The following is a 16,728-nucleotide window of genomic DNA, read 5'->3' on the forward strand; positions in this document are numbered from 1 at the left end:
CATGTCCCTGACGTCGCCTAACCAGGCTGGAAGGTCCCAACGATGACGAGATCCGTGGGCACCTGAACCACCCCCATTTTCATCATACTGTCAGGAAACAGGATCGTGCGCAGGGAAAAATAGGTCACGGGGCCAAAGGAGATGCCGGCCATGGCCGTCTTGAAGTCGGTATTGAGAATTTCCTGAAGCGTGCTGTTGATCGTCTCGGAGGCGCCGCCGGTCACGACGACGGTGGGAGGCTGTGGGGTGATGCAGATCGCCTGCGCGGCGCCCGTGCCCGACAGACTGACCGGATTGTCGCCCGAGACCGTGATGGTGTTGCCCACATTGCCGCTCGGGGTGATCTCTTGCCATAAATGAAAGCCATGAGTCGCGGTGCCCGAATAGGTCCCCCCCAGATACAACGAATAGGTCACGGTGGTGGGAGAGCAGCAACTGCCATAGCTGAAGGATCCGGCAAAGTGCATGGGCGGCGCGATCGTGGCCGTATAGCCCGCCGTGAGCGAGGTGCTCTGGGGGTAGAGCCGAAACGGCTTGTTGGCCGCGTTGAACCCGGCGCACAGGATATCGGAAAACGTGATCCGGGAGCTGATCATCAGGGAACAGGTGTAGCCGTCGGCCGTTGGGATCGGTTCGGGCACCATCGGGTCGCCCTGGGTCCCTGTCCCGGTGGTGTGGATTAGCAGTTGGACAATGGTGTTGCCCACGTTGGTCTTGATCACCCGGAAGCGGAACCACGTTGGGGTTAGCGAGGGCAGGGACCCCGTTCCGAGAACCACGGAGGCCAGCGTATAGCGCACGCCGTTGGAGACGAACCAGTTCTTGATGTGCAGCGCGATATCGTCGGATCCGACGTTGGCGATCGTCAGGTTGGTGACGGTAAAAGCGCCGTTGGCAAAATCCAGCACCACCGTCTGGGTGCGGGTATCAATCAGGCCGGTGACCGAGGTCAGGGGGACCTTGGCCGAGACCGTGGGATGCTGGCCGAGATCAACCCGCTCAGGGGAGCCCCAGACGACGCGGGGGTCATTGGCCGTGCAGCCGCACGACGCGGGCTGGAAACCGGCCCCCACGGCAAGGCTCCCGGTACAGGTGGTGCCGCCGAGGATGGCCTGGGTCATCGTGACCGTATTGGAGGCATCGGTAAAAACAAAGGAAGGTGGGCCGAGTGTGAAGGAAAAGCTGGTGACAACACTGTAATCCCCGTGGGGATTGGGAATGCGTGGGCCACAAAAGACTTGTGAAATCGTCATTGTGCCGGTATTGCCGGTCTGTTTGCGGAACTGGGACTGAAAAAAGGTGTTGATCGCGCTTTCCAGAACGTTCATCACCGCATCCCAGCCGTTCAAGACTTCTTTGTTCTGGGCCATTTCGGCTAAAAGCATGTCGAGGGTCGCGGGGGAGGCCATGGCGTTCCCTTTCTCAGGCCGTGGGGCGCACGCTGCCCAGAACCAGCGTTTCTCCCGGCAGGGCGGCGTCTTCAAGGTGCACGGTGTGGCCGGGCAAGGTCAGGCGCTGGAGAAGCAGGTCGTTGAGGGGGGTCAGGCGGACCCGGGTCATGTCGGCGCGAATGTCGCCAACCAAGAAGGCTTCCAGTTGCGGCCGGACGATCGATTCATAAAACCCTTCGCCTGTCACCGACTGTCCGCCCTCGCTCAAGGCGACCCCATCGTTGATCTCCGTCGGGTAGTGGGCGGCAAGATCCAACTGAAGTCGCACGGTTGAAGTGGGGTCAATGACCGTGAACAGCTTCAGATCCTGATCGGACGAGCCGGCAAAGCACAGAAACTGGCGGGCGTGGTCCCGGACGTACACCTGACCGTCCGCCGAGCCGAACGTGCCCTCGAACACCATGGGTTCGTGCACTTGCAAGAACCAGTGGGGGTGCGGGTCGGCTGGTGGGACCGCCAGGATCTTGATCACCCCGGTCCCTTGATTGTAGGCGCGCGCGATCATGTCCATGGTCGCTTGGGAACTGACTTGCACGGCGATGCCCGGGGCCGGCTCCCCTCCCTGCGCCGACGCGGCCGCCGGCACCAAGGCGGCCCCCCCTGCTGCGGCAAGCGATCCGCCCGCCGTCGGGCCGGTCAAAATCTGGAAAGCGGCCCGGCCGTCCTTCGTCGGGACAATGCGCGTGCTGACCCCGGCCGGGACCAAGGTTGGATCCGGGCCGGCCCGTCGGTCCAGGCGGGCGATCTGTCCGCGCGCATCAAGGGCGGGCACAGCCGCAAGGGGGGCGCTCGTCGTCGCTAGGCCCGGCAAGCGATCGCTGAGGCGCAAGGCGGCCGCCCCGAAATCAAGGCCCACCACGAAAGCCTCCGCCGTTGCCAGCACCGAAACGGGGACCTCGGTCACAACACGCACGGGCGTTTGCGCTGTGATGGGCTCCGGGGCCGACCACGCCACGGCGTCACCTTCTAGCGCGGCGCCAGGGAGGCGGGGGGCCGCGTCGGGCACGCCGCGGCGCGTGGCTCCGGCGCTCAGGATAAAAGGTCAGGTCAACCATGCCAGTGCTGGCGTTTAGGCGCAGGAGGGGCGGGGGGAGGGGGGCTTCAACCTCTAGCACCTCGGGGGACGGGCCTGCGTCGGGCGGTGCGGCCCACCGCAGCGAGGGGGCGATCGGGGGCTGGCTTTCCCAGGACGATCGCACCAAGGCGTTCAGGACGGGGGTGGACAGCGTGATTGCCACGTCCCATCCCTCGGGGACCGACGGGGCGTCGGCCATCAAGGCCACCAGGGCCTTCAGGTCAGGGTCTTGCAGGCTCATCCCAGGGCCTCCTGGCCGACATGGGGGGAAACCCGGCGGGGAGCTTGTGTCGGCCCCCCGCCGCAACCGTTGGGCAGATCAGCTTGTCGTCGGGAGCGGGTATCCTGGCAACAGCAAGGTGACATTCTGGGCCGCCGTGGTTGACGAAATGTCCGGCTGGTAGATCACGGCGATCATCTTTGGCGAGATCTCGCCGGTCTGGATGTTAAGGCGGTAGGTGACCTGTCCCCCGAGGGCCGGGTCGATCGGTCCGTAGATGAATTCAAAGGTGGCGGGCATCGAGCCCTTGGTGACGCTGCTGACCTTGTCACCGCTCTTGAACGACACGCCGCCAAAGCTGCCCTGGGCCCCCGCCGAGGCCGGGATGGTCACGGTGTAGGTTGGGCAGGTCTTGCGCACTTGGGCCAGGAAGCGGCCCACCACCAAGGAGTCGGCGGGCACCTTGGCCGTGGACATGGCGATCAACTGTTCGGCCGGGAACAGCAGGCTTTCCAGGGCCATGATCGAGATCGGCTTGAAGCTGATCTGCTGCATGTTCTTCTGGAGTTCGGCGGGCAGCGACGCCGACAAGGCCGACATCAAGGCGATCTTGAGGTCGTTGTTGTTACATTCGCAGGCCCCGGTCGGCTTGAGGTCGCTCGACTTGTCCACCGTGATCGTCGGGTTGGTGGTCGCGAACTCGACGAGCTGATTGGGGCCGCTGTTCCTCACTTCCAGCGGGTAGGTTCCCGTCATGGTGACGTAGGTCATGGCCGAGGCATCGGTCCAGTTGGTCCAATACCAATGACCCGGCGCGTAGGAGCCGCCACTGACATAGACATACTGACGGTATTGGAAATCGACGTTGGTGCCGCCGGTTGGCGGGTTTGCCGTCCCGTTCGAGTAGTAAAGGGCCACGCCATCGGTTTCGGTCCGCGAGAACGTCAGGCCGGTGACGTCCCACTTCAAGGTGTTGCCACTGGCTGACATCCGAAACTGGGTCTTGGTGCCATTGACATCATAGCTGTCTTCAAAAGGAACGACCGCGACCATCGTTCCCGACGTCATGCGGGCGCTCCATGCCTCGAAATCCTTGTCGGGCTGGACCGCCGCAAGAACGAAGTTGGTCGAGCCCCGGTTGAAGCTATCGACAAAGATGTGTTGGAAGGTCAGCTTCGAGCTGATCATCAGCGAAATCATGAAGTCACTCACCCCGGCCACCGGGGCGGCGGGATTATAGGCGACCGGTTCACTCACATTGATCGTGTGCGTGTTCTGGAGCGTGCCGGTTGTGGCAATCAACAACTGGAGAACATTATTGCCTGCGTTGGTTGTCATGGCATGCAACACGAACTTGCTCGGAGTCAGCGCCTTGTCGGCGGCCAAATCCGTGGTGTTGAGGGTTTGGACCAGGAAGCGGATGTCGTTTTGGGCATAGTAGTTGGCGATGGCGGCAGAAATCTGCGTCGCGTAGGCCGAGGGACTCCAGTTGGGCGGCTCAACATGGATATTGCGCAGCACGAAGGACCCTGTCGGGAAATCCAGGACCACCGACAAGGTGTTGTCCTTGTCGCCCTGACCAGCCGGCGGATCCACCAAGCCCACGATGGTAGAAAGCTGAACGTTGGCAAACACATAAGGCGATTGGCTGATGTCCATTACCGAGGGGCTGCCCCAACTGACATCCACCGTCAGGGTATGGGTGCCGCTGCCCGCGGAGGTGATCTCGATGGGCTTTTCGCCTGAGGGATCGCTGGTGAGGGTGATCCGGGTTTCGCTGTCGGTCGTCGTCCAGCGGGCGATGTAATACTCGTTGGTATACGTGCTGGGGTCACCCACTTGCAGCGGGGCCGGCAACGTTCCGGTCGTGCTGAGGTAAATGCTCCCCAGGGCGAGACCAAGGACGTTGCCCTGGGCAATGACCAGCTCCTTCGTCGTGGTATCGGCCCTAAAGGTCAACGGACCGGCCGGGAGGGTGGTCTTGCTGGGGAGGAAGGCGCTGGTCTTGGTCTGGTTGTTGCCGGTGACATCGACCGAGCCGATCGCAACCGATCCTGATTTGATGTACTGCTGGACCGAAGCCTGATCGGAACTGGCGATAAACTGCAACAGCGGGGTGGTCAGCCTGAAATCAAGCTGGGTGACCGTGCTGCTCCAGAATCCCCGTCCGACCGGCGTTGCCGTGCCGAAGAAGGAAGCGCTGATCGGCATCAGACCGCTGTTATCCCCGGGGACCAGCTTTTGGATATACGTCAAGAACTGCTGGTTCAAGAAAGCGTTCACCGGACCGGACAGCATGCTAAACACGGCGTCCCAGCCGTTGAGAACGCTTTGGTTTTGGTACATCTGGGCTTCAAGATAGGCGAGGCTGGGCGAGGAGTCCGGGAGAGCCGCGAACGCCAGGGCCTCGGCGTCCGGGCTGGGGGCGGCCAGCCGGGCCATCGGCACCGCCCGGCGCTCGGTCATGGCCCGGATCATCCGCTGGCGCATCAAGGCGACCGGGTCGTTGTAGATCGCCGTCACATAGAAATCGATCTCGATATCGACCAGAAGCTCGTTAAAGGTGATGTCCTTGTTGGTACTCTTCGCCGGCAGGCTGACGTTCCAGTCGGTAAAGGGGGTGAGCTGGGTCACCTTGTCGGCAAACGTCCCCGTGTTGGTACCAAACTGCGCCGCGCCCGTAGCGACGTCATAAACGTAAGGCCCGAAAACCCGGCGCGTTGACACAAAGGTGTAGGGCTGGCGCTCCGGGTCGCGGTCCAAGAAGGGATGGGCCTGGGTGTCCAGGGAAATCTCGAACGACCCCGAGGCAGTGGAGGCCACCCCCCGAACACGCGGCACCACCCGGTCAATGCGAACCATGACGTAGTTCCAAAAGCCCGGGTCGGACTGGTGGATGGTAATCCGCTTGAAGCTGCCGTTGATCAGTTCCTTGTAGGGGATGGGGCCGATCTTGACCGTGATCGGCTGGTCGATTTTCTGCGGCTGCGGGTTCAGGTGCTGGAGGGCGCTCAGGATATTGGCGTCCTGATTGGCGATCACCGCCAGCAACTGATTGAGCGAAAACGAGGAGATGGCGACCGGCGTGCCAAAATAGGTAAATTGCAAGGCGCCGTTCTGGTTAGCCAGGACCTTGGCCAGCGTGCTCAGAACCTGCTTGAGCTGGAACTGCAACTGACCCGTCGTGCCGATCAGATCAATCTTGGCCAGATCGGGCGGGAGCGCCGGGTTGCTCAGATTGAGTGCGTTGCCCAGGGCCGACATTTTGGCCTGCTGCTGGGAATTGATGGTGCGCAGGCGTTCATTGTTGGCGATTTCAACCAACAGACGGCTGGCTTCGGACTGGGCGGTCAGCAAGGCCGACCCCACAATCACCAAGTTCTTGGTGGCGGCAATCAGGTTGGCCTTGTCTTGCTGCAAGCTGCCGCTGTCGGGGACGTTGACCAGGGCCGCTTCGACATTGATCGGGACCATTTGCAGATCGACCAAGCTGGGCATCGCCATGGTGCCCGCCGCCGCCGCGCTTTGGATGGATTGCGCTAGTTGGTTGATCTTCCCGATGTCGTTGGTCACCTTTTCAATGGCGCCCAACTGATTGATGACCTGCATGACCGACTGGAGCTTTTGGAACACGTCCACCATGGCCTTGAGAGCGTCGGCAACGCCCTTTTCCGCCGCGCCGGGGAAGCCGGCCAGGGCGGCGCCAAGCGAGAACAGCCCGGTGACGATGCTCATCGTCAGCTTGAAGACTTGATCCTTTTGGTAGGCGACGTAATCGGTTTCGAACTGCTGGACGATGCCAGGAGGCGCCCCAAGATTACTGATGCGCTTTTGCTGCTCGCCGAGCTGGACCTGGAGATCACCAATGTTCTTCAGGGTGCTGTCGAGTTGTCGGCTTAACTGGGCATTGATGTTGCCGTAGTATTGGTCGATCGAGTTCCGGCCATCGGCCAGGGCCTTGAAGTACTGGGTCAGGACCCCGCCGATGCTGCGCACGTTGTCGTTCACAGCCTGGATCGAGGTCATGACCTTGTAATTGGCCTCGGTCGTGATCAGCAGCGACTGGTAATTGGCGATTTGGCCGCTCAGGGCCATGGCCTGCGTCACCAGATCACCGACGTATTTCGCGTAGCTGTCGTAGGTCACGTAAGGAACAAACACCGTGTTCATGCCAAAATCGGCGATGGCATTGGCAAGATACAGGGCCTGAACCCGGGCATTGGCCAGGACAACGTCTTGGGTATTGGCTGGAATAATACTGGCCAGCCAGTTCAGGTAGGTGAGTTCCAGGCCCTTGACCACGTCGGCCCCGGTCCCTTGCGATTGCAACAGGGCTTCGCCGGCCACAACGGAGAACTCAACGCTTTGGGAGTGGGCGATCAGCACGGCCTCGCTGGGGGGATCCGTCAACACGCCCGCCATCTCGACCAGATAGCGATGGGTGAGCGGATCCACTGCTTCCGGGGTGGCCATGAGGAAGCCATCCAGGGCCGTCTTGCGGGTCACCGGTGACGACGGTCCCTCGCGCTGGAAGATCAGCGTGCCATACATTTCCTGGCAGGCCACGGTCATCGCCCGCAGTCCCTTTTCACTCAGTAGCAAAACGGGGGTCTGGGCTGCCTGCGTGGTGTCGATGATCTGCGCGATAATGGTAATCGAATCCGAGGGGAGGGGGATCGGCGGCGTATCCTTGCCCGTGGTCGCCTGTAAGACTTGGGAAAAGCAGGAAAAACTGTCCAAGGTATAGGTTTCGCCGATAATGTCGGCGCCCATCATCTTGACCTCGGCCAGATCCACCCGCTCCTGATAAATATCAATGACCGGTGTCACAATGCCCGACGCCCAGGATTCGGTCGTCTCCGGGAAAATCTTCGCCCAGTCATAGTCAAGAGGGTGGCGTAACGGAATGATCACTTCGTTGCCGTACTTCTGGGTCAGGCCGCCCGCCACAACCCGGTTCCAGGGGCCTTCCACCAGCGCCCCCGGCATCAGTTCGGCCATGGGGGTGAGTTCGCATGCATAGGGCACATCCAGGCTGAGGGCCGCGAACAGGCCGTAGTCCTGGCTGGCGGCGAAGATGCTGGGCGTGCCGTCCGGCACGTAGCCATTCGCCCATTTCCCCTCGGCAATCGCCGCAAGGAGCGCCGGGTCCCGGCTAAATGTGGTGAGAGCCCCATAGGCCTTGACGAACCCGCCCGTGCTGGCAGGTGCCGTGAACATTGCCCAACTGTTGGCCAGGATCCCCGAAACAGCCAGCGTGCCGTCGGGTTGCGGGGTTGCGGCCAGTTTGAACTGGGACTGAAGGTATTTGAACGCCTTGTCGTCGTAGGAAAACACCTGGAGAAGCTTGTCGCCGGTAAAGACCTTGGTCACGAAATGCGTTCCCAAGGCATTGATGGCGGCTAGATACTTCTTGGCGTCGGCGAGGGTGAGCTTGCTGTCGTAGAGGACGGATCCTTGGGTTGGTTGCTGTGCCCTGGGCAGCGCCTCGACAATGGCCAGAGCCTCCTCGGTCAGGATGTCCTCGCGCGCCCGCGACGTATTCCCGTCCCAGAAATCTCCCGTGATCGTCGATGAACGGCGTTCATAAACAACCAGCATGTAATTTCCGGGACCGCTAAGGTTCAGCCCTAGAAAATCTTGGGTTGCTGCCAGGGCTGATTTGCTGTCCGCATCGTTCAGGGAAAGGGGACCCGATGGGACAACAATCGACTTGGGGTCGCTGGTCGTGGGTAAAACATCGTAATCGTAAATCGTTGAGACCAGAGATTGGGGCGACTGATGCAAGGTGATCACCGGTGTTCCGCCCCAAAGCGGAAAATCGACCGGCGTGTTCGTCATGTTCTGCGGCCGCAAAGGCGGCGTCGCCGGCCCAAAGAACGGCACGGGGATCTCCCCGCTGGGGTTCCAAACGGGCTGGTAGCCAAACAACAGGTTGGCAGAGGTACCGACGGGGATCGACTGAGCCATGGCGTGCTCCGTTCCAGAGTGACAGGGACGGGCTTTCCGAGCCCTTGCGCGCGCCTTCTTGGTGCGGTGGCACCTTATCACCTTTAAATAGCCGTAGCCAATTGATAGTGGCTTTGGTTTAAAAAATCACGTCATAAGGTTAAGCGTTTGATTTGTTGGAAAAAGTCAGGAATTTGGGACACCGAGAGGCGGGCAAGGGCGCCTGTCGCTTCTGGCGTAAGGAACCAGCCGGTTCAGAACGTGGGAGAAGGCTGGGAAGGCCGCCCCGCCCAGGCCCCTCATTCTCTTTGGGGGGAGGGAGGGGCGTGAGGATCCAAAAGAGAGATGTTCAGATCGGCAATTGCGCCCCATAATACCATTCCGTTAACGGCAAGCGCCCGCGAGAGGCGCGCCGTCGCAGGGAGGAGGAACAGGCATGACGCTGAAGGATATCCCGATCGGGTTTAAGATCGGCGGCGGGTTCGCCGTGATGATTCTTCTGATGGTGGCCATGGGCGCCAACGCCTTGTGGTCGCTGAACGCCCTGGATCACCGGGTTGGGGCGCTGGTGGGCTCGGCGCAGGAAGCCGCCCGGCTTTCCGACCTGCGGGCCGAGGTCTTGCATGCCTTGCGTGAGATCCGGGCGTATGGGATTGCCCCCAGCACCGCGGGGGCGGAGCGGGCCAACGAGCGTTATGCCCAGGCCTCCACCGCCGTGGCCCAGGTGCGCGACCAGATGGAGGCCGAGCGCCAAGCTCCGTTGCATGCCCTGGCCCAGTCCCTCCATCAGGCGTTTCAGGCCTTCAGCCGCATCGTCAATACCGAGCAAACCCGCGAAGGTTTGGTGATGTATCTGGAACTGGGAGGCGTGGACGCGAGCGATACCGTGCGCCGACTGCAAGAGGCGGCCCGCGATCAGGGAACCCTTCCGGTGTTGTTTGCGGCAGGGCAGGCTCTGGACGCCCTGGGCGAAGCGCGGCTGGCCGCCCACCGCGCCCTGGAAACCCTCGACACCGCCTTGATCGACGAAACGCGCCAGTACCTGACCCGGTCCACCCAAATCCTGGCGGAGATCGAGGCGCAAGCGCCCGAGCCCGCCCTTGCTGCGCTGGCCGGGCAGGCCGGGGTGGCGGGCCGGGACCTGTTGGCCACCTTCGACGAGGCCCTCGCCTTGGTGCAAAGCCAAGCCGCCGTGCGGGATGACGCCCTGGGGCCGGCCGAGGCCTCCGTTTTGGCGGCGGCGGCGGCCATGGCCACAGCGGAGGTCCACCACCAGGAAGGCATTGGTGACGAGGCCTTGGAGGAGGCCCAACTGGCGCTCGCCCTGGCGGCCGGACTGGCGGGATGTGCCATCGTGTTCGGTCTGGGCGCCGGGGCCTGGATCAGCACGGGCATCGCCCGCCCGGTTGTCGCGATGACGGCGGCAATGAAACGCTTGGCCGACCAGGATCTCACGGTGGCCATTCCCGGGGTCGAGCGCCGCGACGAGGTGGGAGCCATGGCTCAGGCCTTGCAGGTGTTTCGCGATGCCATGCGCGCCAGTGCCGCCACCGCCGCCGACCGCGAGATCCAACGGCGCCAACGTGAGGAGCGGGCGCGCGTCCTTGAGGCTCTGACCCAAAACTTTGAAAGCGCGGTGCGCGAGGTGCTAGAAAGCGTGGGGCAAGCCACCGGTCAGTTGCACGGCACCGCCGAGGCCATGAGCCGGATCTCCGAGGAAACCACCGTGCGCTCGGCAACGGTGGCCGGGGCGGCGGCCCAGGCCAGTGGTGCGGTGCAGCAGGTGGCCCAGGCGACGGGGGCGCTGGGCGAGGCGATCGGCGAGATTGGGGCTCAGGTCCACCACGCCACCTCGATCGCCGATCGCGCCGCCGATCGGGCCCGGCGCACCAGCGAGGGCGTCCGGGCCTTGGCCGGGGCCTCGGAGCGCATTGGCGAGGTGATCGGCTTGATCAACGCGATTGCGTCGCAAACCAATCTTTTGGCCCTCAATGCCACCATCGAGGCGGCGCGGGCCGGAGCCGCCGGCAAGGGCTTTGCCGTGGTGGCCGGCGAGGTCAAGACCCTGGCCTCCCAGACCAGCCGTGCCACCGAGGATATCTCTCGCCAGATCGCCGAGGTCCAGGAGCGCACCCGCGAAGCGGTGGCGGCGATCGGCGAGATCCTGGCGGTGATTGACGAGGTGTCCTTGGTATCGGCGGCGATTGCCGGGGCGGTGGCCCAACAAAACGCCTCGACCCAGGCGATCAGCCGTCACATCGAGGAGGCCAGCCGCGAGACCGCCCAGGTGGGCGAAACCATTGCCGGCGTGGGCGAGGCGGCGCGCGAAACCGGCTGGGCGGCGGGGCAGGTCCTGGCGGCGGTCAACGGCCTGGGCTCCCAGGCGCGCACCCTGTCCGACACGGTGCGGGGCTTCCTGGACACGGTCAAAGTTGCCTGAAGCACAAAAGGAAGGAGGGGTCTGGGGAGGCTCGCCTCCCCAGCCTTGGGTCCCGGTCTCATCATCCCCGCCCGCGCAGCGCGGGCAGGGAGTGCGGTGTGAATCAGCCGAACTTAAACAGAATGCCGTAGCCGCCCTGCGGGTAGCCCCACTGCAACGCGCCAGTCCCCTGGCAAACGATGCGGCAGGTGCCACACTCCAGGCACCCATCGGGCACCACCTCGACCTTGCCCTCGTCGGTGGCCACATAGCAGCCGGCGGGGCAGATGTTGACCATGGCCTTCAAGGCTTCGCTATCGGCCTTGGAGGGATCAATGCACACGTGCGGCTCGCCTTCGGCCACACGATAGCGGTTCTGGTACAGCTTCTCTTCGATCTTGAGTGTCATCGCCAGGCCCTCGCCACCTTGACCGCGTCGCCCACCAGACCCAGGACGCCCCGGGCCTTGCGGAAACTCCGCGCGATTTCCTTTTCCTTGGTCAGCTTGTCAACGCCATCGACCCGCAAGAACTGCTCGGCCGCCTTGGCCAACAGTTCGGGATAGGTGGTGACAAACTGTTTATTACGCCACAGGGTGTCGGGAAGGTCCTTGTACTTTTTCAGGTCCTTCAGAACGAAGCTCTCTTCCAGAGACTGGTTGTAGAGCTTCAGGTTTTCCGCCGACATTTCCTTACCCTCTTTTTTGAGGGCAATAATAGACTCGGCGGCAATGCGGCCCGACGTCAGCGCGAGGTTGGAGCCCTCGCGATGGGCGGCATTCACAAAGTGGGCGGCGTCGCCGCAGATCACCCAGCCGGCGCCGGACAGCTCGGGAACGCCCTTGAACCCGCCTTCGGGGATCAGGTGAGCGGCGTATTCCTTGACTTCCGAGCCCTTGATGAGGGGCGCGACCGACGGATGGGTCTTCAGCTTCTCGAGAAGCTGGGCCGGGTTGATCTTCTTTTCAATGAAGTCGCTGACAATACAGCCAATGCCCAGCGCAATGCTCTCGCCATTGGTGTAAAGGAAGCCGGTGCCGAGCATGCCCGAGGTCACGGTGCCCAGGATCTCGATCACCACACCTTCATTATCGCTGATATTGAAGCGCTCGTTAATCACTTCGCGCGGCAGGAAGTGCATTTCCTTGACCGCGAGCGCCGCATGTTCCTGGGCGATCTCGGCGCGGATGCCCGAGCGCTGGCCGACCATGGCGTTCACGCCATCGCACAGCACCACCACGTCGGCGTAGACCTCGCCGTTTTCGCGGTCGCAGCGCACGCCGATGACCTTGCCGGCATCGTCCTTGATCAGCTCCAGCACCGTGGTCTCGCAAATGACCATGGCACCGGCATCCTTGGCCTTTCTGTTCAACCACTTGTCGAACTGGGCACGGATGATGGTATAGCGGTTGGGCCGCTCTTCGTTGAAGTTTTCGCTGCGGAAGTGGGTGCCGACATAGGAGCGGTCATCCAAAATCCACATGCGCTGTTCGATCACGTGGCGCTCCAGGGGCGCCTCGTCGCGGAAGTCGGGGATCAGGGCCTCGACCGCGCTCGCATACAAGATCGCGCCTTGCACGTTCTTGGAGCCCGGATACTCACCGCGCTCGATCTGCAACACGTTCAGGCCCGCCTTGGCCAGGGTATAGGCAGCGGCATTGCCGGCCATGCCCGCGCCGACGACGATTACGTCAAAATGCTCGGCCATCTCTCTTCTCGTCCTTTCCTACTCTCGCCTGCTGGTCAGCTCGCCTTGCGCACCTGGGTCAGGCGCTCTTGGAACGCCTTGGTCAGCGCGGGCAGGATCTGCAACGCATCACCGACGATGCCGTAGTGGGCGAATTCAAAGATCGTCGCGTTGGGATCGGTGTTGATGGCCAGGATCATGTCGGCGCCCTCAACCCCCACCCGGTGTTGAATGGCGCCCGAAATGCCCGCCGCGATATACAGCTTGGGCCGAATGGTCTTGCCGGTCTGGCCAATCTGACGCTCGGCCGGGATCCAGCCCTTTTGAATGGTCGGACGCGAGCCGCCAAAATCGCCGCCCAGCACCTGGGCCAGATCGGTGACCAGCTTGAAGTTGGCCGGACCGCCCAGGCCCATGCCACCCGCCACCACGATGTCGGCATACGCCAGATTGACCTTGTTGGAGGTCAGGTCGGGCAGGAAGTCGAGGATCTTGGTGACGATGTTCTCTTCGACCATGGTGAGCGGGAACGGGATGACCCGGCCCGACCGGCCCTCGACCCGCTCGGGCATCGCCATCACGCGCGGACGCACGGTGGCCATCTGCGGGCGGAAGTTGAGGGTGTAAATGGTACACAGCAAGGTGCCACCGAAGGTCGGTCGAGTCGCGGCCAAGCTGTTGTCGCTGTCGATGGCGAGTTCGGTGCAGTCGGCGGTCAGACCGGTCTTAAGGGTGGTCGCCAGCGAGCCGGCGAGGTCGCGGCCCAGAGTCGAGGCGCCCAGCAGCAGGATTTCCGGCTTGTGGGTGTTGACCAGGTCGTTGAGACCCTTGGTGAAGGGCTGGTTGCGATAGTCGGTCAGCAGCGGGTCGGCAATCACATAGGCCAAGTCGGCGCCATAGGCCCAGGAGTCCGAGATGGCGCGGTCCAGATCCGCCCCCGGCGGGCCCATGACCACGGCCGCCAGCTCAACCCCCAGCTTGTCGGCCAGCTTGCGGCCCTCGCCCAGCAGCTCCCACGAAACGGTGTGGACCTTGCCACGCTCCATTTCGATGAACACCCAGACGTTCTTGTAATCCTTGAAGTGGTCCGGCAGTTCCTTCTTGGCCGAGGCACGGCCACCGGCGGGAACGGCGGGGGTCTTGGTGTCGCTCATGGTTCCTTGCTCCTCCTCAGGACGCCGCGGACAGCTTGAGGAGGTCACCCTCCAGCTTGGTATTGGCCGCAAACAGGGTATCGATGGTGGCTTGGGCGACGTCGGCCGGGGTCTTGCCCGCGGTCTCCACCAGCTTGGCCTTGTCCTTGCGGGGCTGCGGCGCAAACACCTTCTTCACCACCGTGGGCGAGCCGCGCAGGCCGCACTTGGTCATGTCCTCGACGCCGGCATCCTTGGCGCTCCAGGTCGCGATGGCCGCGCGCGCCGCGCGGAACATGTCGTCCATGCTGCCCCGGCGCATGGTGTTGGTGCCTTCCAGCATGGTGATCAGGCAGGGCAGGGCGGTCTTCAGGACCTGGGTGCCGCCCTCGGCCCGGCGCTCGACCACGATGGTCTTGGCCTGCACGTCCACCTCGCGGATGCCCGACACATAGGTGAGCTGGTTCAGGCCCAGGCGCTGGGCAATGCCCGGGCCGACCTGCGCCGTGTCGCCGTCAATCGTCTGCTTGCCGGTGAAGACCACGCTGATCGGATCTTCCTTGTGGAGCTTGTCGATCGCGGTCGCCAACGCAAACGAGGTCGCCAGCGTATCCGAGCCCGCGAAAAAGCGGTCGGTCAGCAGCACGGCGGCGTCGGCGCCAAAGCCCAGGGCCTTGCGCAGGCTCTCGTCGGCCATGGGCGGGCCCATGGTCATCACCGTCACCTTGCCCCCCATCTTGTCGCGCAGCCGGAGAGCTTCTTCCAGGGCGAACAAATCGTAAGGGTTGATGATGGTCGGCACGCCCTGGCGCATGATGGTGTTGGTCACCGGATGCACCCGGATCTGCGCGCTGTCGGGAACCTGCTTGATGCAGACGACTATGTGCATGCGTCTAATCCTCATATCGCGTGCCCCTGGCCGGGGCGATCGGTCACTCGCGCGGGGCCCCCCCCGCCACACTCAAAGCGCAAGAGCAATTCCCAGAAACGGATCAGGGGTATTTGTGCGCCGCATCATTACTTTTACGTCATACCACTTCCCAACGGGAACGACAAAGCCTGTCTTTAATCGGAAATGCACCTCGCTATACCGTCGCGCGGGGCGGGGAGCCAGTGTGTTTTGGCGAACCCCTTTTGCCAGGATCTTCGCAACCCGGAATAAGGGTACCATAAATTCGTCCGCGCGCTGCGATAGAAGAGCGCGCGGACGGCAGCCGCCTCCCCGGGCGGCGTGGATCAGGCCGAAGCGTCGAGGGGGGCGATGCTCTCCAGCCCCACAAAGCCTCGTCCTCGCCCCCGAGCCTGCTCAAAGACCCGGAAGACCTTGAGCTTGTTGGGATCTCCCGTCAGGAAATCGGCGTGGGCCTGCTCCAGACATGCCCGATGCGCCGCCCGCAACGCCGCCTCCGAGCCGTCGCCCAGGTCGGCCGAGCGCAACAGCAAGCGGTAGCGGTTGAGAATATGCAAGCGGTTGACCGCCAGCACATGCGGATCGAACGCCACGTCCAGAAACCGGAAAAACTCCTCGGCGCTGGGCAGGGTTCGCAAACGGGTCAGAAAGTCGCTCATGGTCCACTCTCCCGGTCTGCCTCAGCTCGCCACCCGCTGGGGGCGGCTGTGATCAAGGGAGTCCACCGCGTCGGCGATGGACAAGGTATCGTCGTAAAAGCGCCGCAGATCAGCGGGATCGGGAGCGCGCTTGGTTTGCACGGCATGCTGGCGCACCCGTGCCAACATGGCCCGCGCCTGCGCCTCGCCCGGGGACAGCCCCAGTTCGTGGCAGGCATACATCACGCTGGCCAAGCCCGAGTGCTTGCCCAGCACCACCCGATGATCGCGGCCCAGGTCGGCGGGGGCCAGCGCCTCGTAATTGCGCCGGTCCCGCAAAATGCCGCTCACATGAATGCCGGACTCATGGGTGAAAATCGCCTCGCCCACGATGGATTTGTTAACCGGCACCGGCCGCCCCGAGGCCTCGGCCACCAGCCGCGACACCGCCGCCAGCGCCTTGGGCTCGACCCCGGTGGAGCGGTCGTAGAGGTTGCGACACGCCATCACGATCTCTTCCAGGGGCGCATTGCCGGCCCGCTCGCCCAGGCCGTTGACCGTGGTCGAAATGTGGGTGGCGCCGCCCAGCAAGGCGCCCAGCGAGTTGGCGGTGGCGAGCCCCAAATCGTCGTGGGCGTGGATTTCCAGCTCCAGGCCACTGGCGGCGCGCAGCCGCTTGAACACTTGGTGGGTGGTGAACGGATCAAGGATGCCCAGGGTATCGGCGTAGCGAAAGCGCCGCGCCCCGGCCTCCTCGGCGGCCTGGATCACCTCCTCGAGAAAAGCGGGATCGGCCCGACTCGAGTCCTCGCCGCCCAGCGCCACCTCCAGGCCCTTTTCGCGGGCGGTGCGCACCATGGTGCCGATATGCGCCAGCACCCAGACCGGGGTGCGCCCGATCTTGTTGCGGATCTGCTGCTCGGACACCGGCACCGAGAGGTTGACCATATCGACGCCGCACGCGGCGGCCGCCTCGATGTCGCCCACGGTCATGCGGCACCACGCAATGGGCCGGGTCCGCTCGACCTCGCGCACCACGGCGCGGATGGCCTCTTGTTCCTCGGGCCCCATGGCCGGGGTCCCCACCTCGAGTTCCGGGACGCCGGCCTCTTCCAACGCGCGGGCGATGGCCAGCTTTTCCTCGGCTGTGAACGCCACGCCGGCGGTTTGCTCGCCATCACGCAGCGTCGTATCGTTGATCACCACCGAATTCCAGTCCATGGCCAGCACTCCCGCTCCTCCTGGAC

Annotated in this window: 11 protein-coding genes; 1 reads left to right on the plus strand and 10 read right to left on the minus strand. The window is 63.4% G+C overall.

Annotation, left to right across the window (positions count from 1 at the left end):
- Nucleotides 1-17: 17 nt before the first annotated feature.
- The 4 genes from RSPPHO_RS06045 to RSPPHO_RS06060 form a co-directional block, all read right to left on the minus strand.
- Nucleotides 18-1,409 carry a hypothetical protein gene (locus tag RSPPHO_RS06045; RefSeq protein ID WP_041794612.1) on the minus strand — a complete coding sequence of 464 codons (1,392 nt, stop codon included), beginning with the start codon at nt 1,407-1,409 and terminating at the stop codon, nt 18-20.
- Between the two features lie 13 nt (nt 1,410-1,422).
- Nucleotides 1,423-2,457 carry a hypothetical protein gene (locus RSPPHO_RS06050; RefSeq protein WP_014414379.1) on the minus strand — a complete coding sequence of 345 codons (1,035 nt, stop codon included), beginning with the start codon at nt 2,455-2,457 and terminating at the stop codon, nt 1,423-1,425.
- Nucleotides 2,411-2,767: a hypothetical protein gene (locus RSPPHO_RS06055; RefSeq protein ID WP_041794615.1), complete on the minus strand. Its 357-nt coding sequence runs from the start codon at nt 2,765-2,767 to the stop codon at nt 2,411-2,413. Before RSPPHO_RS06055 ends, RSPPHO_RS06050 begins: the two co-directional genes overlap by 47 nt.
- 78 nt (nt 2,768-2,845) lie before the next feature.
- On the minus strand, nt 2,846-8,716 hold the full coding sequence (locus RSPPHO_RS06060) for a hypothetical protein (protein ID WP_041794617.1): 5,871 nt from the start codon (nt 8,714-8,716) through the stop codon (nt 2,846-2,848).
- 415 nt (nt 8,717-9,131) lie between these two features.
- On the opposite strand from RSPPHO_RS06060, the gene RSPPHO_RS17635 reads away from it, so the two are divergent.
- Nucleotides 9,132-11,135, plus strand: a complete 2,004-nt coding sequence (locus RSPPHO_RS17635) for a methyl-accepting chemotaxis protein (RefSeq protein WP_014414382.1) — start codon at nt 9,132-9,134, stop codon at nt 11,133-11,135.
- 103 nt (nt 11,136-11,238) lie between these two features.
- Here RSPPHO_RS17635 and RSPPHO_RS06070 read toward each other — a convergent pair whose 3' ends face one another.
- From RSPPHO_RS06070 to nifV, 6 genes are all read right to left on the minus strand, one after another.
- On the minus strand, nt 11,239-11,523 hold the full coding sequence (locus RSPPHO_RS06070) for a ferredoxin family protein (protein WP_014414383.1): 285 nt from the start codon (nt 11,521-11,523) through the stop codon (nt 11,239-11,241).
- On the minus strand, nt 11,520-12,821 hold the full coding sequence (locus tag RSPPHO_RS06075; RefSeq protein ID WP_014414384.1) for an FAD-dependent oxidoreductase: 1,302 nt from the start codon (nt 12,819-12,821) through the stop codon (nt 11,520-11,522). Before RSPPHO_RS06075 ends, RSPPHO_RS06070 begins: the two co-directional genes overlap by 4 nt.
- 35 nt (nt 12,822-12,856) lie before the next feature.
- Entirely contained in the window at nt 12,857-13,954 is a 1,098-nt protein-coding gene (locus RSPPHO_RS06080; protein WP_041794620.1) for an electron transfer flavoprotein subunit alpha/FixB family protein, read from the minus strand.
- A gap of 16 nt (nt 13,955-13,970) precedes the next feature.
- Complete coding sequence (locus RSPPHO_RS06085) at nt 13,971-14,822, minus strand: electron transfer flavoprotein subunit beta/FixA family protein (protein ID WP_041794623.1); 852 nt, start codon at nt 14,820-14,822, stop codon at nt 13,971-13,973.
- Nucleotides 14,823-15,169: 347 nt separating this feature from the next.
- Nucleotides 15,170-15,502, minus strand: coding sequence for a nitrogenase-stabilizing/protective protein NifW (nifW, locus tag RSPPHO_RS06090; protein ID WP_014414387.1), 333 nt, complete (start codon nt 15,500-15,502; stop codon nt 15,170-15,172).
- Nucleotides 15,503-15,523: 21 nt separating this feature from the next.
- Complete coding sequence (nifV, locus tag RSPPHO_RS06095; RefSeq protein WP_041796720.1) at nt 15,524-16,702, minus strand: homocitrate synthase; 1,179 nt, start codon at nt 16,700-16,702, stop codon at nt 15,524-15,526.
- Nucleotides 16,703-16,728: the final 26 nt, after the last annotated feature.

It is taken from the genome of Pararhodospirillum photometricum DSM 122 (assembly GCF_000284415.1).
Lineage (GTDB): Bacteria > Pseudomonadota > Alphaproteobacteria > Rhodospirillales > Rhodospirillaceae > Pararhodospirillum > Pararhodospirillum photometricum.